Here is a 19,599-nt window from a genome sequence, read left to right as displayed (position 1 = left end):
TGCCTTGCTATCTTTTTCAGAACTCAACGATTTGAGGGGATTTTCGCGCGCGTGTAGACTACGCAGCCCTTTTGTGAAAACCGAGGGCTTAAAGATGCCCCGAGGCATTGTTTAAGCCTTTGTATTAGAAGAAAATCTCCAAGAGAGACTGCTATGATGACAGGTTTGTACCAGCCCGGTGAATACAGGGACAACTGCGGGTTTGGCCTGATCGCCCACAAGCAGGGCGAGGCCAGCCACAGGCTCCTGAATACGGCCATAGATGCGCTGACCTGCATGACCCACCGTGGCGGCATCGCCGCCGACGGCAAGACAGGGGATGGGTGCGGTCTGCTGCTCAACCTCCCGGATGCCTTCCTACGCAAGGTGGCGAAGCAGGAGCTCGGGGCAGACCTGGGTGCGGACTATGGTGTGGGTCAGATCTTTCTGAGCCGTGATCCGGAGCGCGCCGCCCGGGCGCGGTCTGTGGTTGAGAAGCGGCTGGCCGGAGAAGGGCTGACTGTCGTCGGCTGGCGCACCGTGCCGACCAACACGGAATGCCTGGGGCAGATGGCACTGGATGCCCTGCCCGGCATTGAGCAGGTCTTTGTGACCTCGGGCTCCGTGGATCCAGACCGGCTGGGCGTGGCGCTGTTTGTGGGCCGCCGCCGTGCCGAGATCGACCTTGAGGACGACCCGGAATTCTACGTCTGCAGTCTCTCCAACCGCACCCTGTCCTACAAGGGTCTGATGATGCCGGTGGACCTGCCGACCTTTTATCCGGACCTGGGCGATCCGGACATGGCGACGGCCGTGTGTGTCTTCCACCAGCGTTTCTCCACCAATACCGCGCCCCGGTGGCCGCTGGCCCAGCCCTTCCGTCTGCTGGCGCACAATGGCGAGATCAACACCATCGAAGGCAACCGCAACTGGGCGGTTGCGCGAGGCTCCAAGTTCAGCAGCCCCAACCTGCCGGATCTCGAAGAGCTGCAGCCGCTGGTCAACCGCACCGGTTCCGACTCCTCCGCCATGGACAACATGCTGGAGCTGCTTCTGGCCGGCGGCATGGATATATTCCGGGCCCTGCGCATGATGGTTCCGCCCGCCTGGCAGAACGTTGACCGCATGGACGCCGGCCTGCGCGCCTTCTACGAATACAACTCCATGCATATGGAGCCCTGGGACGGCCCGGCGGGGATGGTCATGGCGGATGGCCGCTATGCCGTCTGCATGCTCGATCGTAACGGCCTGCGTCCCTCACGGTGGGTGGAGACCGATGATGGTTTGATCACGGTGGCTTCGGAAATCGGTGTCTGGGACTATGACCCGGCGTCCGTGGTGGCCAAGGGCCGGATCGGTCCCGGGCAGCTGCTGGCCATCGATACTGCGGCCGGTGAGCTGCTGAGGACCGAGGATGTCAACGAGCGTTTCAGGAACGCGCGCCCGTACAAACAGTGGCTGCGCGAGAATGCTCTCAGGGTGGAATCGACGTTGCTCCACGAGAGCAGTCAGTCCTTTGAGCTCATGGAAGAGGATGAGCTCAAGGTCTATCAGAAGATGTTCATGGTCTCCTACGAGGAGCGTGACCAGGTACTACGGCCACTCGGTGAGAGTGGCCAGGAAGCGGTGGGGTCCATGGGGGATGATACGCCCATGGCAGTGCTCTCCAGCCGGGTCCGTCACGTGGCGGACTACTTCCGCCAGCAGTTCGCCCAGGTGACCAACCCGGCGATCGACCCGCTGCGCGAATCCATCGTCATGTCCCTGGAGACCTGCATCGGGGCTGAGCGCAATGTGTTCGAGGAGACGCCGGAGCACGCCAACCGGATCATCCTGTCCACGCCGGTGCTGTCGCCGGCGAAGTTCGCACGGCTGGAGGAGAATGACCGGCCCGGTTTCGAGGTGCAGCGTATCCGGCTGAGCTATCGCCCGGAACTGGGGCTGAAGAAGGCCCTGGAGGCCGTGCGCGAGGAAGCCGCGGAGGCGGTGCGCAATGGCAGGGTCCTGTTGATCCTCAGTGACAAGGGGCTCCAGAAGGGCGAGCTGCCGATCAACGCCATGATGGCCACGGGTGCCGTACACCACCATCTGGTGGCCTCGGGCCTGCGCAGTGACGCCAACCTGATCGTTGAAACCGGCTGGGCAAGGGACTCCCACCATTTCGCCGTACTGTTCGGCTTCGGTGCCACCGCCGTCTACCCGTACCTGGCGTACCAGGTTCTCAACGATCTGGTCACCAGCGGCGAGCTGATGATGGATCCCATTGATGCCAAGAACAACTACCGCCGCGGCATCAACAAGGGGCTGATGAAAATCCTCTCCAAGATGGGGATCTCCACCATTGTTTCCTACCGGGGTGCGCAGCTGTTCGAAGCCGTGGGGCTGTCCGACGAAGTGGTGAACCTGTGCTTCACCGGGGTGACCAGCCGCATCCAGGGCGCCACCTTTTATGACTTCCAGCAGGATCAGGAAGTGCTGTCCGATCTGGCGTGGAAGCCGCGCAAGCCGATCCCACCGGGCGGCTTCCTCAAGTACATGCACGGGCAGGAATACCATGCCTACAATCCGGACGTGATCCGCACCATCCAGGAAGCGGTCACCACCGGCGATTACGGGCGTTATCAGGAGTACGCCGGGCTGGTGAACCATCGGCCGGTTGCGACGCTGCGCGACCTGATGGTGTTCCGCAAGGACATCCAGCCGGTGTCGCTCGATGAAGTGGAGCCGGCGGACAATCTCTATACCCGCTTCGACACGGCTGCCATGTCGCTGGGGGCGCTGTCGCCCGAGGCGCACGAGGCCCTGGCCGTGGCCATGAACCGTCTTGGCGGGCGCTCCAACTCCGGTGAAGGGGGCGAGGATCCGGCCCGTTACGGTACCGAGAAGCGCTCCAAGATCAAGCAGGTGGCCTCCGGCCGCTTCGGCGTGACCGCCGAATACCTGCGTGAGGCGGACGTGATGCAGATCAAGGTTGCCCAGGGCGCCAAGCCCGGCGAAGGGGGCCAGCTGCCCGGCGGCAAGGTGAACGAGCTGATCGCCCGGCTCCGGTTCTCCGTTCCCGGCGTCACCCTGATCTCGCCGCCCCCGCACCACGACATCTACTCCATCGAGGACCTGGCGCAGCTGATCTTTGACCTCAAGCAGGTCAACCCGAAGGCGCTGGTATCCGTGAAGCTGGTGTCCGAGCCCGGTGTGGGCACGGTGGCCGCGGGTGTTGCCAAGGCCTACGCGGACCTGATCACCATCGCCGGCTATGACGGCGGCACGGCGGCGAGTCCGCTGACGTCCATCCACTATGCCGGGTCTCCCTGGGAGCTGGGGCTGAGTGAGGCCCAGCAGGCCCTGCGGGCGAATGATCTGCGCGACAAGGTGCGCCTGCAGACCGACGGCGGCCTCAAGACCGGCCTGGACGTGGTCAAGGGGGCCATTCTGGGTGCGGAAAGCTTCGGCTTTGGCACGCTCCCCATGGTCGCGGTGGGCTGCAAGTACCTGCGGATCTGCCATCTCAACAACTGCGCCACGGGCGTTGCCACCCAGGACGAGCGCCTGCGCTCCGAGCACTTCCAGGGCACGGTGGACATGGTCATGAACCTGTTCCGGTTCATCGCCCAGGAAACCCGTGAATGGATGGCCATGCTCGGCGTGCGCAGCCTTGAGGAGCTGGTGGGCCGCACCGACCTGCTGGAGCTTCTGCCGGGCGAGACCCCGCGCCAGCGCAACCTGGATCTGTCGCGGATCCTGGACAACGGCCATATTCCGGCGGACAAGCCCCAGCACTGCATGGTCGAGAAGAACACGCCCTTCGACCCGGGCGAGATGGCCGAACGCATGGTGGCTGACATGCTGCCGGCCATTCAGGAGAAGCGGGGCGGTACCTTCGAATACCGCATCACCAACTGTGACCGTTCCATCGCCGCGCGCGTGGCGGGTGAGATCGCGGCCGTACACGGCAGCCAGGGCATGGCGGACGCCCCCATCACCGTCAATCTCACCGGGTCAGCGGGCCAGAGCTTCGGGGTGTGGAACCCAGGCGGCCTGCACCTGAACCTGGAAGGTGACGCCAACGACTACGTGGGCAAGGGGATGACCGGAGGCAGTATCCGTATCCGGCAGCCGGCGACCAGCCGTTTCGAGACCCAGAAGACGGCCATCATCGGCAACACCTGCCTCTATGGTGCAACCGGTGGCTGGCTGTTCGCGGCCGGCATGGCCGGGGAGCGTTTCGGCGTGCGCAATTCCGGCACCCACGCGGTGGTCGAGGGCGCCGGGGATCACTGCTGCGAGTACATGACCGGTGGCCTGATCACCATCCTGGGCGAAACCGGCCAGAACTTCGGCGCCGGCATGACCGGTGGTTTCGCCTATGTGCTCGATGAGAGCCGGACCTTCGTGGACAAGTACAACCATGAACTGGTGGAGATCCACCGCATCTCCAGCGAGCACATGGAGCCGTACCGGAACCATCTGCGTGGGGTGATCCGCGAACACGTTGAGGCCACGGGAAGTGCCTGGGGCCAGCATATCCTTGAAAACCTGGACGAGTACATTGGCGCCTTCTGGCTGGTCAAGCCCAAGGCCGCCAGTCTCAAGGGGCTGCTCGAAAGCACCCGTGCCCGTCCCGAGTAACGGCGGGCACGTATCCGGTTTTCAGGAATTCTGAGTTGAGGACGATTCATGGCTGAACGACTGAACAACAACTTCCAGTTCATCGAAGTCGGGCGCTGCGACCCCGAGAAGGTGGCAGTGACCACTCGCCAGGAGGAATTCGGTGAGATCTACAAGCCGTTCCGCAAGCAGGAGGCGGCCTCCCAGTCCCATCGCTGCCTGCACTGCGGTAACCCCTACTGTGAATGGAAGTGCCCGGTTCACAACTACATCCCGAACTGGCTGCAGCTGGTCTCCGAGGGCAACATCCTCAAGGCTGCGGAACTGTGCCACCAGACCAACTCGCTGCCCGAGGTATGCGGCCGGGTCTGCCCCCAGGACCGGCTCTGCGAAGGCGCCTGCACGCTCAATGACGGCTTCGGGGCGGTGACCATCGGCTCCGTGGAGAAATACATCACGGACACCGCTTTTGCCCTGGGCTGGCGCCCAGACCTGTCGAAGGTTGAATGGACGGATTACCGGGTAGCGGTGATCGGCGCCGGCCCCGCCGGCCTGTCCTGTGCGGATGTGCTGGCGCGCAATGGCGTGAAGCCGGTGGTCTATGACCGTTACCCGGAGATCGGGGGTCTCCTGACCTTCGGCATTCCCGAGTTCAAGCTCGAGAAGCACGTGATGCGCACGCGCCGTGAAGTGTTCGAGGGCATGGGCATCGAGTTTCGCCTGGGCGTGGACGTGGGCACGGACGTGGCCATCGAGGACCTGATGGAAGAGCACGACGCCGTCTTCATGGGCATGGGCACCTACACCTACATGAAGGGTGGCTTCCCGGGCGAGGAGCTGCCGGGTGTCTATGAAGCCCTGCCATACCTGGTGTCCAACGTGAACCGCCGGCTCGGTTTCGACAGCGAGGACGAACGCTTCATCAACATGAAGGGCCAGCGGGTCGTAGTGCTCGGTGGTGGTGATACCGCCATGGACTGCAACCGCACGGCAATCCGTCAGCAGGCCGCCAGCGTAACTTGTGCCTATCGGCGTGACGAGGCGAATATGCCGGGCTCGCGCAAGGAGGTCTACAACGCCAAGGAAGAGGGCGTGCAGTTCAAGTTCAACCGCCAGCCCATCGCCATTATCGGCGAGGATCGGGTGGAAGGTGTTAAGGTCGTGCAGACCCGGCTGGGCGACCCGGACGAGAACGGCCGTCGTCGGCCCGAGGCGGTGCCCGGCAGTGAGGAAGTGATCCCCGCGGATGCGGTGCTCGTGGCCTTCGGCTTCCGGCCCAGCCCCTCGGACTGGTTCGATGAGCACGCGGTTGAAACCGACGATGGTGGTCGGGTCATGGCACCGGAAAGCAGCCAGTACCCGTACCAGACGTCAAACCCCAAAATCTTTGCCGGCGGCGACATGGTGCGCGGCTCGGACCTGGTCGTTACGGCCGTGGCCGAGGGGCGTAAGGCTGCCGACGGCATCATGGACTATCTGGACATTTAATGAGCCAACTCCACAACGACAGGCTGTTACGCGCCATCGCCGGCGAGCCTGTGGATGCCACCCCGGTCTGGATGATGCGCCAGGCCGGGCGTTATCTGCCCGAATACCGCCGTGTGCGGGAACAGGCGGGCAGTTTCATGGCCCTGTGCCAGGACGACAGCCTGGCCTGTGAGGTCACCCTCCAGCCGCTGGAACGCTTTGACCTGGACGCGGCTATCCTCTTCTCCGATATCCTGACCATCCCGGATGCCATGGACCTGGGGCTTCACTTCGTCACCGGTGAGGGCCCGCGTTTCCAGAAGACCGTGACCACCGCCGAGGACGTGGCGGCCTTACCGGAACTGGATGCGGAGCGGGACCTGGGCTACGTGATGAAGGCGGTGTCCACCATCCGCCGCGAGCTTAACGGCCGTGTGCCCCTGATTGGCTTTGCCGGCAGTCCCTGGACCCTTGCCACCTATATGGTGGAAGGCGGCTCCAGCAAGGATTTCCGGGGTATCAAGCGGCTGATGATGGAAACCCCGGAGGTCCTGCACGGGCTGCTGGGTAAGCTGGCGGATGCGGTGACTGATTACCTCAACGCCCAGATCCGGGCCGGCGCCCAGGTTGTGCAGATCTTTGACACCTGGGGCGGGGCACTCAGCCCCCAGGCCTACCAGGCCTTCTCCCTGGGGTACATGCAGCGCATCATCGATGGCCTGATCCGGGAGCATGACGGCCGCCAGGTCCCCGTCATTGTCTTCACCAAGAATGGCGGCCAGTGGCTGGAAACCATGGCCGGCTGCGGCGCGGACTGCCTGGGGCTGGACTGGACCACCCACATCGGCGAGGCCCGCGAGCGTGTGGGCAACCGGGTAGCCCTTCAGGGGAATCTGGATCCGTCCACGCTCTACGCGTCCGACAATGTCATCCGCAGCGAAGTGGAGCGGATCCTGGGCGAATACGGCACCGGCTCCGGCCACGTTTTCAACCTGGGGCACGGTGTGCACCTGGACGTGGACCCGGACAAGGCGAAGGTCATGGTCGACGCGGTGCATGAGTTCAGCGCACGCTGAGTGTCACGGGGGCGGCAGGGATGAGTAAGCGCAGCAAGGCCCGCACCGCCTATGTCTGTGGCGACTGCGGCGCCGAATACAGCAAGTGGCAGGGTCAGTGCGGCGCCTGCGGGGCTTGGAATACCCTTTCGGAGGTCCGTCTCGGAGGCGACACCGCCGGCGAGGCCCGTGAGTCCCGGTTTGCCGGCTATGCCGGGCAGCGTGCGGCGATCCAGTCCCTGGACGACATCGATCTCACCGAGGAACCCCGCATCCCTACCGGGATCACCGAGTTCGACCGCGTGCTCGGTGGCGGGCTTGTCTCCGGTTCCGCCGTCCTGCTCGGTGGGCATCCCGGGGCCGGCAAGAGCACGCTCTTGCTCCAGGTGCTTTGCGAGCTGGCCCGCTCCCAGTCCGTTCTGTACGTTACCGGCGAGGAATCCCTGCAGCAGGTGGCGCTGCGCGCCAAGCGTCTGGAACTGAGCGCCAGCGGCGTGCGCATGCTCTCGGAGACGGGGGTGGAGCGCATGCTGGAGGTGGCCGGTGATGAAAAGCCGACCATCATGGTGGTCGACAGCATCCAGGTGATGCACGTTGCGGACGTGGAGTCCGCACCCGGTTCCGTCTCCCAGGTGCGCGAGAGCGCCGCCACGCTGACCCGCTTCGCCAAGCAGAGCGGGGTGGTGCTCTTCCTGGTGGGCCACGTGACCAAGGACGGCGGACTGGCGGGCCCCAAGGTCCTGGAGCACATGATCGATGCCTCACTGATGCTGGAAGGCGACAGCGACAGCCGCTACCGCACCCTGCGGGGCATCAAGAACCGCTTCGGCGCCGTGAACGAACTGGGCGTCTTCGCCATGCTCGAGCAGGGCCTGCGCGAGGTGCGCAACCCCAGCGCCATATTCCTGAACCGCGGGAGCGAGGCGGCACCGGGCAGTGTGGTGATGGTGGTCTGGGAGGGTACACGCCCGCTTCTGGTCGAGATCCAGGCCCTGGTGGACGACAGTCAGGGTGGCTATCCCCGCCGCGTGGCGGTGGGACTCGACCAGAACCGGCTAGCCATGCTGCTGGCGGTGCTGCACCGCCATGGTGGCCTGCACTGCGGTGACCAGGACGTGTTCGTGAACGTTGTCGGCGGTGTGAAAGTAGCGGAGACCACCGCGGACCTGGCGCTGCTGTCGGCCATCATTTCCTCCTTCCGCGACCGGGCCCTGCCCAGGGACCTGGTTATCTTCGGTGAAGTCGGCCTTTCCGGCGAGATCCGCCCCGTACCCAGCGGTCAGGAGCGCATCCAGGAGGCGGCCAAGCACGGCTTCGGCAAGGCCCTGGTGCCCACGGCCAATGTGCCGAAGCGTCCACCCGAGGGCATGCAGGTGACCGGTGTGAATCGGCTCTCCGAAGTCCTGGACGCCCTCGACGGTTTCTTCCCCCACTGACGCATTCCGCAACGGGCGCTATAGTTGGCCCGTACACCCAGTGGACTGAACCCGGATCCGGAGTGCCGGCCATGACCCGAACCGTGACTGTTGAGCAGGACGGGGCGCTTTACCTGATCCGTATCGAACGCCCTGATGTCCGTAATGCCGTGGATGGCCCCACTGCGGAGGCCTTGGCTGAGGCTTTCCGCGCCTTTGAGGAAGATGAAAAAGCCTGTGTGGCGGTTCTGAGCGGTGCCGGGGAGCACTTCTGCGCCGGGGCGGACCTCAAGGCGGTGGCCAGCGGGGAAGGCCGTAATCGCCTGTCACCGGAAGGTGACGGGCCCATGGGTCCGACCCGTATGCGCCTGAGCAAGCCGGTCATCGCTGCCGTCAGTGGTTACTGTGTGGCAGGCGGCCTGGAGCTGGCTGCCTGGTGTGATCTGCGTGTGGCGGATGAGACGGCGGTATTCGGTGTCTTCTGTCGGCGCTTCGGGGTGCCGCTGATTGATGGCGGCACCGTGCGATTGCCACGCCTGATTGGCCAGAGTCACGCCATGGACATGATCCTGACCGGCAGGGCCGTGGCGGCGGATGAAGCCTTGAGGATGGGTCTCGCCAACCGCGTGGTACCGGCGGGCGAGGCGCTTGCCCGGGCCCGGGAACTGGCGGAGCAGCTGGCGGGCCATCCGGGCACCTGTCTCCGCGGGAATCGGCTCAGCGTTCTGGAACAGTGGGGGATGGCGGAATCCGAGGCCATCCTCAATGAATTCGAACACGGGGAGAACACCCTGTCGTCGGGCGAGACCGTCAGGGGAGCGCTCCGGTTCCGCGACGGTCAGGGGCGCCATGGTGAGCCGGGTTGAGGGCGGCATCAAGTCACTGAAACGCGCCCTTGTCGGGCTGGGCGCTCTCCTGCTCAGTTCGGAAGCCTGGGCGCAGGAAGGCAACGGGAACTGTGTTGTCAGCGACGTCCAGCCGGAGGTCATTGACCTCGACCAGCCGCGGGACCAGCTGGCCCGCCAGAGTGACCTGGTTATTCCAGAGGGCGCACGGATCGGCCATGTCCGGATTGTCCGTCGTCCCATCTTTGATACCAGCGATCCCGAACAGGACAACTTTCTTTACCGCACTTTGAACGCCCTCAATACACCCACCTGGAAATCGGCCCTGCGCGCCCAGCTGGTCTTTGATCAGGGGGACGTTTATGAGCCGGGAATGATCGCGGAGTCAGAGCGTATTCTCCGCCAGAGGGAATACCTCACCGCCGCCTGGGTCGGCGTTACGCGGGTCTGTGGGGATGAGGTGGAGGTGAGCGTGCTGGCCAGGGATACCTGGACGCTGCTCCCCAGCTTCGGTGCTTCCCGCTCCGGGGGAGAGAACACGTCCAATGCCGGCATCTCCGATCCCAACTTCCTGGGCTCCGGCAAGAGCCTTGGCATTTCCTACACGCGGGACCCGGACCGTACCGAGACCAGCATCGATTTTGATGATCCCAATGTCCTCGGTTCCCACTGGCGCACCGGCTTCTCCTACGACGAGCGCAGCGATGGGCGCGGTCGCAGTGTCTACCTGGAACGGCCCTTCTACAGCGAGCGGGCCGGCTGGCGCGCGGGGCTGAGCGGTGTCGACGATGTGCGCGAGCAATCCCGGTTTGTCGGGGCGGAGGCCATCGCGGATTACCGTCGCAGCCGCGAATACGCCAGTGTGGACTGGGGCTGGCGACTGGATGAATACAATAACCGCCAACTGCGACTGCTCGGGGGTTACCGTTATGAATCCTTCGGTTTTGAACGGCTGCCTGACGAGCCGGCCCTGGATGTGCTGCCGCGCGACCGCACCCTGAGCTATCCCTGGATCGGTTTCGATCTCCGGGAGAACCGCTTCCGGGAAATGGTGAACCTGACCCGACTGCAGCGGGTCGAGGACGTGCGCGATGGCTTCGTGTGGCGCACGGAACTGGGCTATTCCGCAACCGGATTCGGTGCCACCGAGGATCGGGTGGTTCTGAACATGGATTTCCGGGATGCGTTGCTGGCCACGGAAACGAACTACGCCCGCTACGGGTTCAGCCAGAGCGGCACCTATCGCATGGACGAGAACCGATTCGAGAACCTGCAGGGGACCCTCAACCTGGCGTATTTCCACGGGGGGTCCGTGCGCTGGAACAGCTGGTACACCAACCTGTCCTATACGGCCGCCCATAACCTCACTGCGGACCAGCAGCTGCTCATCGGCGGCAATAATGGACTCCGGGGTTACCCCAGCGAATACCAGCAGGGCAACCGGCGGGCGCTCTGGACGCTGGAACGGCGCTATTTCCCGGACTGGCATCCGTTCAAGCTGTTCCGTATGGGCGGTGTGCTGTTCACGGACGTGGGGCGGGCCTGGTTCGACGACGGTCGCAACAATGGCCCGGCCGACGGTGTCCTTAAGGATGTGGGCTTCGGGTTCCGGCTGGCGTCAAGCCGGATCGAGGTGCAGCGGATGCTGCACCTGGATTTCGCGTTCCCGCTCGACGGGGACGACAGCATTGACCAGGTGCAGGTCCTGTTGCGGGGGCGTACCCGGTTCTAGTGCGCTCTGGCCTGTTCCTCGGTGCTTCCAGTCGCCTCACTGATCAGCGCCCGCATCAATGCGGCTGTTTTCGCCGGTGCCTCGATCATGGGCATGTGCGCAATGTCCTCGAGGATCTCCAGGCGGCTGTTCGGAATGGCCTCCGCAACGAGTGGCGCATTGGCCGCGTCAATGATGCGGTCATCGGCGCCCCAGAGAACCAGTGTGGGCGCTTGGATGCGCCTCAGGGTGGTCCGGAAGTCCTCCTCCCGGTCCGCTTCGAGGTCCTCGAAGATCTTCTGGTTGATGTCACGGTTCCGGTAGGCTTCACGGGCCATGACGGAGCTGACCGGCCAGGGGATGAAAGGCGGTTCGTTCATGGCGAAGGCCATCAGGTCGTCGTAGTCCGAAGGAGCCTCCAGAACCAGAGGGTTCTCTCCTTTTGCCAGTTGTCGGTCCAGTTCCGCGGGGTGCTCATGGATGCCCGCGCTATTGAGGAGAGACAGACTGGTAACCCGACCCGGGTATTCCGCCGCGGCAACGGCGACGATGGCGCCGCCCATGGAGTTGCCGGCGAGGTGGGCGTGCTCGATGCCCAGACGATCCATAAGCTGCATCAACCGCTCCGCTTGGCGGGGAATGCCGTAGTCAAGCTCCGGGTTCTGCACGCTGTCGCCATGGCCGGGCAGGTCCGGGGCGACGATGTTGTATTCCCCCTCAAGATGCTGGGCGAGCGTCAGCCAGTTTTCCTTGTTGGCACCGAAACCGTGAACCAGCACCAGCGTCTGTCGGTCGGCCTGCAGTTCTGGCGTGCGCAGGAACCGGAGCTCGCCGTAATCGAACCTCATCTCCCGTGATTCGAGACCGGCAGCGCTCGTTTCGTAGCTGATGGCTGCGTTGTGAATGGACTGCTGTACGCTGGAACACCCTCCCAGGAGCAGCACGGGCAGCAGTAGGGTGATGATACGCAGGGCGCATTTTTCCATCTGAATCTCCAGTTCCCCGAGAAAGGGCCCAGAATAGCGGCTCCCCCAGCTGTCATCCAGCGCTCTGCGTGCGTATCATCACGGCAGTTGCCATTCAACGGCTTTCACGGAACCGCAGAAGGAAATCATGATGAACCAGAATGGATACGATGTTGTTGTTTTTGGCGCCACCAGTTTCGTAGGCCGCATCCTGGCCGATTACCTGCTGCACGCTTTCGGTGTGGGCGAGGATCTGACCTGGGCGATCGCGGGACGATCGGAACAGAAGCTGGAAGCGCTGCGCTCGGAACTGGGCTCCATGGCGGTGGATCTGCCCGTGATCGTGGCGGATGCCTCGGATGAGGCAGCCCTCCAGTCCATGTGTGACGGCACGCGGGTTGTCATCTCCACCGTTGGGCCCTATGCGCTCTACGGTGAGCCCCTGGTTCGGATCTGTGCCGAGAGCGGCACCGACTACTGTGACCTGACCGGCGAGGTGCAGTGGCTGCGCCAGATGATCCAGAAGTATGAGGACACGGCCCGCAGCTCCGGGGCGCGTATCGTGAACTGCTGTGGTTTCGATTCCATTCCCTCGGACATGGGGGTCTGGTTCATGCAGGAGCAGGCACAGGAGCGCTTCGGCAAGCCGCTGACCCGGGTGAGCATGCGCGTGAAGGCGGCCAAGGGCGAACTCTCGGGCGGAACAGTGGCGAGCCTGATGAATGTCGTGAAGGAGGCCACCTCCAATCCCGAGCTGCGCCGGGAGCTGGCCAATCCCTATTCCATCTGCCCGCCGAACCACGGCTTCACCGCGCGCCAGCACACGGTCAAGAAGGCGGAATACGATACCGACTTCCAGGCCTGGACCGCGCCTTTCGTGATGGCGGCGATCAATACCCGGGTGGTGCACCGTTCCAATGCGCTTTCCGGCAAGGCCTATGGGAGTGACTTCCACTATGACGAGGCCGTTCTGGTGGGCAAGGGCCTGAAGGGGCGCGCCACCGGCTGGGGGATGACCGGTTTCATGGGGGGCTTCATGCTGGGGGCCTCCATTGCACCAACCCGCTGGCTTCTGGAACGCTTCGTGGTGCCGAAGCCTGGTCAGGGCCCCTCCCGTGAAGCCCGCGAGAAAGGCTTCTTTGACCTGAGGTTTTTCGGGGAAACCGAGGACGGCGAGACGCTTCGCGGCAAGGTGACGGGGGATCGTGATCCAGGCTATGGCGCGACCTCGAAGATGCTGGGGCAGGCCGGTGTCTGCCTGGCCCGGGATATTGATCGGGAACAGGTCGGAGGTGGCTTCTGGACGCCGGCCACGGCGCTTGACGGCCAGCTGCTTGAACGGCTTCAACACGCCTCGGGGATGACGTTCGAGCTGCTCGAGAGCTAGGTTCCGGGGCTGGGGTAGTGTTTCAGTTGCTGTCCACCTGCCGCAGAAGCTGACCGAGCAGTCCCTCCGCTGCCTCAATGGGCGCCCGCCATTCCTCGTAGTTGTGGACCATGGCGGGAGCATGGGGAATCGGGGGGGCCTCGTCCTGTTCGTCATCCCGTGCAGAGTCAGAGATAAACTGCAGCCGTTCGGGGTTGGCGTCGAAGTGCTCCACCAGGAAGTCGCGCACCTTCTGTGACAGGGGCATGCGGTAGAGCTTGGTCAGGCGCAGGGCAATCAGTTCGGCCGCCGGCCCCAGGTTGTCCGAAAGCTCCTTGACCACGGCCGTACCCAGTCCGGCCTTGGCGTCGGCGCTGAAGCTCATTTCCAGCCCCTCCAGGAAAGCCCCGCGGCTGCTTTCCAGCGCGCGCTGGACGCTGGGATTGTCCAGATCGATCAGTGGTCGGAGGACCAGAAGCACCCGTATGGCCAGGTGCTTGGCATGCTGAATGGACATGGGGGAGTCATGCCGGAGCACCCCCATGTTACCCGGCGCAATGGCGTGATCATCCAGGTAGCGTACGAACTGGCCGGCGAACTCCAGTTTCTGTTCATCATTGAGCGCTATGGTGCTTTCACGGATGCGCAGCCCCTCGCCCGGCAGTGCCAGGCTTTCGTTCTCGAAGAGACGTTCGCGCAGCAGTGTCCAGCGCTCCAGGGCGCGGACGTAACGCACGTAGCGGTCCTGAAGGCGCCCCACGGCCTGGCGGGTGAGCTTGGCGTAGCGCAGCGCCATGCGGAGATTGCGGACCGCGCGGCGGTTGGTCTCGAGTTCATTCCGGCCAGACCAGCGCAGGCGCCCGACCAGACGTGTCAGCGCGTTACTGGTCTCCTGTAGCAGTGTATCGGTGTCGGCGTCGAGTATGCTGTGGTCCAGTGCTGTAAGACGGGTCTCGATCAGGAAGTAGGCCAGTTCGCGCAGATAGAGCACGGCCGAGGCCTTCACCTGCCGGTAGGCATTGTGCCAGCGCTCCAGTTCGTCCAGGGCCCTGGCCAGCTGCCAGTCCCCCTCGTAGTCCAGGGTCAGGCGGGTGATCTCGCGGCCGCTAAGCAGTTCGAAGGCCAGGCCCAGGATGTCCTCCACATCCTCCAGCGTCATCAGTGAGAGATCCTCCTGATGCGCCGCGGCATAGACCTGGCTGATGAAATGGTCGCCCCGTTCCACGCCCTCGTCCTGGTTGGGCGCGCGCCCCTGGAGGCGTTCGCGCAGCAGGTCGGCGATCTCGCCCGAGTATTCCTTGAGCTGCGTCAGTGCGGCCTCGATGTGTTCCTCATAACGGAGGTTGAGATCCCGGATGCGGCTGAACATGCCCGCGCGGCGGAAGACCTCGATTTCTTCGGCGATGGTGGCGAGGGTGTTGTCATTGGTCAGGTCATAGACCGCGACGGAAATGGTGTTTGACCCCAGATCCTGCTTGCGCAGGAGAATCGCGGCAGCATCGCGCTGGCGCTCGGGCTTGGTCAGGGTGCCCAGGTGAAGGTCTCTGGCTGTGAAGATCAGGTCAGGGATCATATCGAGCGTGCGGGTGATATTGGCACGCACTTTGTCCTGTTTCCGACCACGGATGGTGGTCGCCATGATGCGGGCCACAACACCGATGATGGCCGCGATGAACACGTAGATCGCGAAGAACAGGTAGGTCCGAAGTTCGACCGGTTCACCGTAACCCAGCAGCGAGCCACCCTGGAGTGCCAGGAAGGTGACCGGCCCCGCCGTCCACAGAAGCTGGGCAAGTGTCAGGGTCCAGGGGACCTCACGGGTGCTTGAGACCAGGTCCTCAATGCGCGTTCGCCCAACCCGTTCCAGGTTAATTGTGGTGGTATCGTCCTCGGTATCCCGGTCGTTACGGTCGAGGCCCTGGCGGTTGAGAAGCTGGAACAAGTTGGTCGGCCCGGTAGCTGCAGGTGCTTTTCCGCAAATTCTAGCACTTACAGTTCTTTGTGGGGGTTACAGCCAGGGCGCGCGGCTGGTTTCCACCTGCCAGAGGAGATGGTCCATGAGGCGGGTTCCGGTCCCCCAGGGGATGAAGGGAAGCCGGAAGCCCCCGGAGCCCAGGCGAATCCCCAGATTGGCCAGGCCAGCGCGGCGTTGGAGCGGATTCTGGAACAGCTTCAGTGTCTGTACCCGGTAGGCGTCGAAAACAGTGTAGTGACAGCCGATTAGACCTCCGCGCAGGATGAGACGTTCGCCATGGAGGCACCAGCCCTGGCGGTGCCAGTTGAGCACGATCAGTGGTGGCACCGGCAGGAACAGGGCCAGAACCCAGGCAGGTACGTCCCCCACAGTCACCCAGGCAACAGTGATCGTTGCCAGAAGCCCCCAGAACGCGAACCGTGGCAGCATGAAGCGGGCATTGACCGGGTGGAAACGGAGGTCCCCCCAGTCCAGACCCGGGTACAGTGTTTCAATGATCTGGGCCTGTTCATCGGGAGTGAGCGAGGGGGCCATGAGTGCACCACCGCCGCCATCCGGCTGGTCCGGCAGCGACGGGCCGATGGGATGGCAGCTGAGATGGTGTCGCCGGAACAGGCGGGCTACAAAGCTCTGCGCCAGATGCAGGTGCTGGATGCGCTGGTGGCGGATGCCCTGCTCACGGCGCGTCAGCAGCCCTGAGGTGACCCGGTAGCGTTCGCCCTCCCGGAACAGCTGGTAGCCCTGGTAGCGCAGCAGTGCCATGGTCATCGAGGCCAGGCTCATCAGTACCAGCAACAGCAGTATGGCCAGCGGCAGCACCAGGAACTCCGGAAGCCAGCCCGGCATGGTTTCAAGCAGCGTGTTCATGGCCTGCTCGGCCTCCCGGCTCCGGTCATCCCCCAGATTCCGGGTCACGGCTCCCATCAGTGAGGCCGCAATGGCGCCACCCCAGAGGATGGCAGGGCTGCTGATGCCGTAGATGACGAGATCCGATGGGTCGCGCCTGAGCAGCTCATGGGTGCCCGGGGAACCGGCCCCGGAAGCCTCCGCCTCCGGCTCCAGCGGGGCGTTCGTTTCAGCCAGGGCGCGGTCCCGGAGGCCTTCCGCTTCACCCAGGGGGATACCGGGCAGGTGTACTTCTTCGCTGGCGGAACCCGCGGATTCAATGGTCAGCCGCGCAAGCCCGAAAGGTCTGAGGTAGATCGGGCGCTCCAGCCGCACGTTCTGTATGCGTTCGAATGCCAGGGTCAGCTTGTGGCGGGTGAATACCCCCTGCTGCACCTGTATGGCGCCGTCGTGGACACGGTAGAGAAACCGGAGCCAGCCCATGACGGCCATGCCCACACCGAGCAGGACCAGTGTCAGGGCGGTGGTGGCGATCATCAGGGGCGACTCGCGCGCGAAGGCCACTGTGCCCGCTATCAGACCCAACAAAGGGCCCGGGTTGCTGCCCACCAACTGGCGCAGGAAGGTCAGGCCATGATGGATGATGGCCAGGGGCGAGACGCGGTGCCAGTCACTGCGGTACGTCATCGTCCCCGCCGGTGCTCTCCGCGTTGTCTGTGTCGTCTGCCTGATTCAGCAGGTACTGGCGCAGCTTCTGCCCCAGGGCCTCCTCCAGTCCCGGAATCACCAGGTCCGCCTGCTGGCCGCCGGCGCCGTAGCACTTCAGGGTGACCAGCCCGAACCAGCGCTCCAGCGGGCCGTTCTCGGTCTGGATGTGCTGGATGCGGTTGCGTGGGATGACGGTCGTGCTTTTCCAGAACAGGCCTTCATGGAAAAGGACATCCTGTTCGCGGATGGCGTAGCATTTGACCCTGGCGGCGGGATGGCTGAGCAGGGTCGGGATCAGCAGCACCAGCCAGGCGGCTGCCACCAGCATGGCGTTGAGGGGAATGACACCCAGGGCACTGAGTGCCAGACCTGCGCCGCCGGCTGGCAGCCAGAATGCGAGCCCGCTCAGCAGCACCATGCGCGCATAGTCCGGCGCCAGGTGCTGCCATCGGGCTTCTTCGATGCTCGGCAGCTGTTGCGGGAGCAGGCTATCGTTGGAGAAAAACGTCTGCATGGGCATCTAGGGGAGCCGGATATGGGAATGACGAGTATCAGGGGCGTGCGGCCACTGTTGCAAGCGCTTGCCGGGCTGGCCTTCATGTTTCCGGCCGTGGGCTGGGGGGATGGTTTTCTGGAGTGGCAGCAGTGGCGGGATTACGACGAACCGGGTCCCGCCACGGTGGCAGAGCCGGTCAGCCGTTCCGTTCGCGGTCTGCGGGTGGGAGACCGGCAGGGGCTGCGTTTTGTGTGGGACTATCAGCCGCTGCGGATCCGCTCCGGCCAGCCGGCCCACAACGGTCACCTGCACCGTCTGGCTCTGGAAGCCCGTGAAAAGCGTGGGGCCTGGCAGCTCTATGCCAGCGCCGGCATCCATGCAACCTCGAATGTGCTCAAGCATCAGGACCCCCATTCCGATGTTTGGGTCGGGCGCATCGGGCTCTGGCGCGATCTGCCCGGCAGCGGAAGCTGGGCATGGAACTCGGGGCTGGTATGAGTCTGGATACCCGTGTGCACTACCGGGAGGAGAGTGGCCAGCTGGTCCGCCTGCGCTGGTGATCTATACTGGACTGATTATCGGGCATTCATGAAATGGCTGTAGCGAGAGGTGTCATGGCCGAAACGGTATCCACACAGCCCCCCACGCGGGGGTCGTCCAATGACTGGGTGCAGTACCTGAGCCAGGTGGAAATGCCGGTTCTGGCGGAAACACTGAGAGAGATCAGCCAGCTGACCGACAGTGACAGCTCCACCGTCAACCAGCTCGCGGACGTCATCCTTAAGGACGCGGATCTGACCTCCCAGGTCCTCAGGCTTTCCAATACGGTGTTCTACAATCGTTCCCGGGTAAGTGTGAGCACCGTCAGCCGGGCCATCACCCTGATCGGCTTTGACGCGGTGCGGGCCATGGCGATCTCATCGCTGGTCATCGATGCACTGCTGTCGCGCAACCCGCGCACCCATCTTCTGCGCTGTCTGGCCCGGTCCCTGCACGCCGCTGTCCAGGCCCGCTCGCTGCTGCCTTCACGCAGTGCCGAGAAAAAGGAGGAGGTCTTTGTGGCCGCGCTGCTCAGCCATATCGGCGAGCTGGCGTTCTGGGCCTGCCGTATTCCCCAGGCTGATGAACTGGATCGTAAGATGAACCAGATGGATCCGGTGGAAGCCCAGAAGGAGGTCATCGGGGCCAGCTTTGCGAGCATCACCCGTGGGCTTGCCTCTACCTGGTCCCTCGGGTCCCTGGTGAAGGAGGTGGTGTCATCCGGAAAGGCGAATTCGGCTGCCTCGGCACTGGTGCGCCATTCGCTGACGCTGGCGGAGGCATCCGAGCGAGGCTGGCATGACCGCCAGGTGGAGCAGGTGGTGGAGAAGCTGGCCGGTTCGCTGAAGGAGTCGAAGGAGGACCTGCAGGAAAGGGTCCAGGAGAACTCCCGCGAGGCGGCGGAAGTGGCGGTTTCCTATGGTATGCCCCAGGTGACGGCGCTGCTTCCGGATCGCGACGATGGTGGCAGCCCAGGCGAAGGCCAGCTGGACTCTCACGGTGACCCCATGCTGCAGCTCCAGATCCTGCGCGAGCTCTCCGAACTGCTGGTGGATAACCCGGATCTGAATCTGGTGTTTCAGACGGTCGTTGAGGGTATGCACCGCGCCATCGGGCTGCAGCGCGTGGTGCTGCTGATGCGTGATCGCCGTGGCCACCACCTGATCACGCGCAAGGTGCTGGGGGAGGGCACGGCCCATTGGCGTGACGAGTTCATCATCGACATGAGCAGCCGTGACCTGTTGGCGAAAGCTGCTACAGCGGGTGAGAACATCCAACTTTCCAATCCGGAAGAGAAACCCTGGAAGAACCTGGAGCGACCGGGGTTCGACCGTCATATCGGTCGGCGAACGGGGCTGTTCGGGCCACTGATGGTGGGGGAGCGGGTGGTTGGTTTGTTCTATGCCGACAACAGCGACCTCTACCAGCCACCGGACCGTGAGCAGTTCCAGGCTTTCAGCCATTTTGTCCAGCAGGCACAGCTCTGCCTGAATAATCTGTCGGAATCTTCTGGATGAGTGGTGGGGGGGCTGCATAAAAGAAGGGGGCCCTGAGGCCCCCGAGAGGATATGACGTCCCTGTCATGCCATGACCCTGATAAAGGTCAGATTGCCCAGTCATCGAAGC

General features: G+C 63.9%; 13 protein-coding genes. 9 read left to right on the top strand and 4 right to left on the bottom strand.

Annotated elements, in window-relative coordinates:
* The first annotated feature begins 153 nt into the window (after positions 1 to 153).
* The 6 genes from gltB to H4I92_RS03025 all read left to right on the top strand — a co-directional run bounded on the left by gltB (position 154) and on the right by H4I92_RS03025 (position 11,098).
* Positions 154 to 4,605, top strand: coding sequence for a glutamate synthase large subunit (gene gltB, locus H4I92_RS03050; protein WP_077529195.1), 4,452 nt, complete (start codon positions 154 to 156; stop codon positions 4,603 to 4,605).
* Between the two features lie 48 nt (positions 4,606 to 4,653).
* A complete protein-coding gene (locus H4I92_RS03045; RefSeq protein WP_077529193.1) occupies positions 4,654 to 6,072 on the top strand; it encodes an FAD-dependent oxidoreductase in 1,419 nt (472 codons plus the stop codon).
* The gene (gene hemE, locus H4I92_RS03040; RefSeq protein ID WP_077529191.1) at positions 6,072 to 7,127 is read left to right on the top strand and encodes a uroporphyrinogen decarboxylase; all 1,056 of its coding nucleotides are present in this window, start codon (positions 6,072 to 6,074) and stop codon (positions 7,125 to 7,127) included. The genes H4I92_RS03045 and hemE overlap by 1 nt, the downstream gene beginning before the upstream one ends.
* 20 nt (positions 7,128 to 7,147) lie before the next feature.
* A complete protein-coding gene (gene radA / locus H4I92_RS03035; RefSeq protein WP_077529189.1) occupies positions 7,148 to 8,542 on the top strand; it encodes a DNA repair protein RadA in 1,395 nt (464 codons plus the stop codon).
* Positions 8,543 to 8,613: 71 nt separating this feature from the next.
* On the top strand, positions 8,614 to 9,387 hold the full coding sequence (locus H4I92_RS03030; protein WP_077529188.1) for a crotonase/enoyl-CoA hydratase family protein: 774 nt from the start codon (positions 8,614 to 8,616) through the stop codon (positions 9,385 to 9,387).
* Positions 9,374 to 11,098 carry a BamA/TamA family outer membrane protein gene (locus H4I92_RS03025; RefSeq protein WP_223073624.1) on the top strand — a complete coding sequence of 575 codons (1,725 nt, stop codon included), beginning with the start codon at positions 9,374 to 9,376 and terminating at the stop codon, positions 11,096 to 11,098. Before H4I92_RS03030 ends, H4I92_RS03025 begins: the two co-directional genes overlap by 14 nt.
* Here H4I92_RS03025 and H4I92_RS03020 read toward each other — a convergent pair.
* A complete protein-coding gene (locus tag H4I92_RS03020; protein ID WP_077529186.1) occupies positions 11,095 to 12,063 on the bottom strand; it encodes an alpha/beta fold hydrolase in 969 nt (322 codons plus the stop codon). The genes H4I92_RS03025 and H4I92_RS03020 overlap by 4 nt on opposite strands.
* 130 nt (positions 12,064 to 12,193) lie before the next feature.
* On the opposite strand from H4I92_RS03020, the gene H4I92_RS03015 reads away from it, so the two are divergent.
* On the top strand, positions 12,194 to 13,429 hold the full coding sequence (locus H4I92_RS03015; RefSeq protein WP_143512588.1) for a saccharopine dehydrogenase family protein: 1,236 nt from the start codon (positions 12,194 to 12,196) through the stop codon (positions 13,427 to 13,429).
* 22 nt (positions 13,430 to 13,451) lie between these two features.
* Here H4I92_RS03015 and H4I92_RS03010 read toward each other — a convergent pair whose 3' ends face one another.
* From H4I92_RS03010 to H4I92_RS03000, 3 genes are all read right to left on the bottom strand, one after another.
* Positions 13,452 to 15,350, bottom strand: coding sequence for a hypothetical protein (locus H4I92_RS03010; RefSeq protein ID WP_077529183.1), 1,899 nt, complete (start codon positions 15,348 to 15,350; stop codon positions 13,452 to 13,454).
* A gap of 66 nt (positions 15,351 to 15,416) precedes the next feature.
* Complete coding sequence (locus H4I92_RS03005; protein ID WP_077529181.1) at positions 15,417 to 16,916, bottom strand: PH domain-containing protein; 1,500 nt, start codon at positions 16,914 to 16,916, stop codon at positions 15,417 to 15,419.
* Positions 16,900 to 17,457, bottom strand: coding sequence for a PH domain-containing protein (locus H4I92_RS03000; protein WP_077529179.1), 558 nt, complete (start codon positions 17,455 to 17,457; stop codon positions 16,900 to 16,902). The genes H4I92_RS03005 and H4I92_RS03000 overlap by 17 nt, the downstream gene beginning before the upstream one ends.
* A 21-nt stretch (positions 17,458 to 17,478) precedes the next feature.
* Here H4I92_RS03000 and H4I92_RS02995 point away from each other — a divergent pair, with 21 nt between their 5' ends.
* Positions 17,479 to 17,931, top strand: a complete 453-nt coding sequence (locus H4I92_RS02995) for a hypothetical protein (RefSeq protein WP_077529177.1) — start codon at positions 17,479 to 17,481, stop codon at positions 17,929 to 17,931.
* Positions 17,932 to 18,047: 116 nt separating this feature from the next.
* Complete coding sequence (locus tag H4I92_RS02990; RefSeq protein ID WP_077529176.1) at positions 18,048 to 19,490, top strand: HDOD domain-containing protein; 1,443 nt, start codon at positions 18,048 to 18,050, stop codon at positions 19,488 to 19,490.
* Positions 19,491 to 19,599: the final 109 nt, after the last annotated feature.

Source organism: Vreelandella halophila, assembly GCF_019903425.1.
GTDB lineage: Bacteria > Pseudomonadota > Gammaproteobacteria > Pseudomonadales > Oleiphilaceae > Halospina > Halospina halophila.
Note: the sequence above shows the minus strand (reverse complement) of the source record. Positions and strands in the feature narration are given on the sequence as shown.

Bases quoted from the DNA above. Each gene is read 5' to 3' on its own strand.
- gltB (WP_077529195.1), top strand. From the start codon at position 154: ATGATGACAGGTTTGTACCAGCCCGGTGAATACAGGGACAACTGCGGG.
- H4I92_RS03045 (WP_077529193.1), top strand. From the start codon at position 4,654: ATGGCTGAACGACTGAACAACAACTTCCAGTTCATCGAAGTCGGGCGC.
- hemE (WP_077529191.1), top strand. From the start codon at position 6,072: ATGAGCCAACTCCACAACGACAGGCTGTTACGCGCCATCGCCGGCGAG.
- radA (WP_077529189.1), top strand. From the start codon at position 7,148: ATGAGTAAGCGCAGCAAGGCCCGCACCGCCTATGTCTGTGGCGACTGC.
- H4I92_RS03030 (WP_077529188.1), top strand. From the start codon at position 8,614: ATGACCCGAACCGTGACTGTTGAGCAGGACGGGGCGCTTTACCTGATC.
- H4I92_RS03020 (WP_077529186.1), bottom strand. From the start codon at position 12,063: ATGGAAAAATGCGCCCTGCGTATCATCACCCTACTGCTGCCCGTGCTG.
- H4I92_RS03015 (WP_143512588.1), top strand. From the start codon at position 12,194: ATGAACCAGAATGGATACGATGTTGTTGTTTTTGGCGCCACCAGTTTC.
- H4I92_RS03005 (WP_077529181.1), bottom strand. From the start codon at position 16,916: ATGACGTACCGCAGTGACTGGCACCGCGTCTCGCCCCTGGCCATCATC.
- H4I92_RS03000 (WP_077529179.1), bottom strand. From the start codon at position 17,457: ATGCCCATGCAGACGTTTTTCTCCAACGATAGCCTGCTCCCGCAACAG.
- H4I92_RS02995 (WP_077529177.1), top strand. From the start codon at position 17,479: ATGACGAGTATCAGGGGCGTGCGGCCACTGTTGCAAGCGCTTGCCGGG.
- H4I92_RS02990 (WP_077529176.1), top strand. From the start codon at position 18,048: ATGGCCGAAACGGTATCCACACAGCCCCCCACGCGGGGGTCGTCCAAT.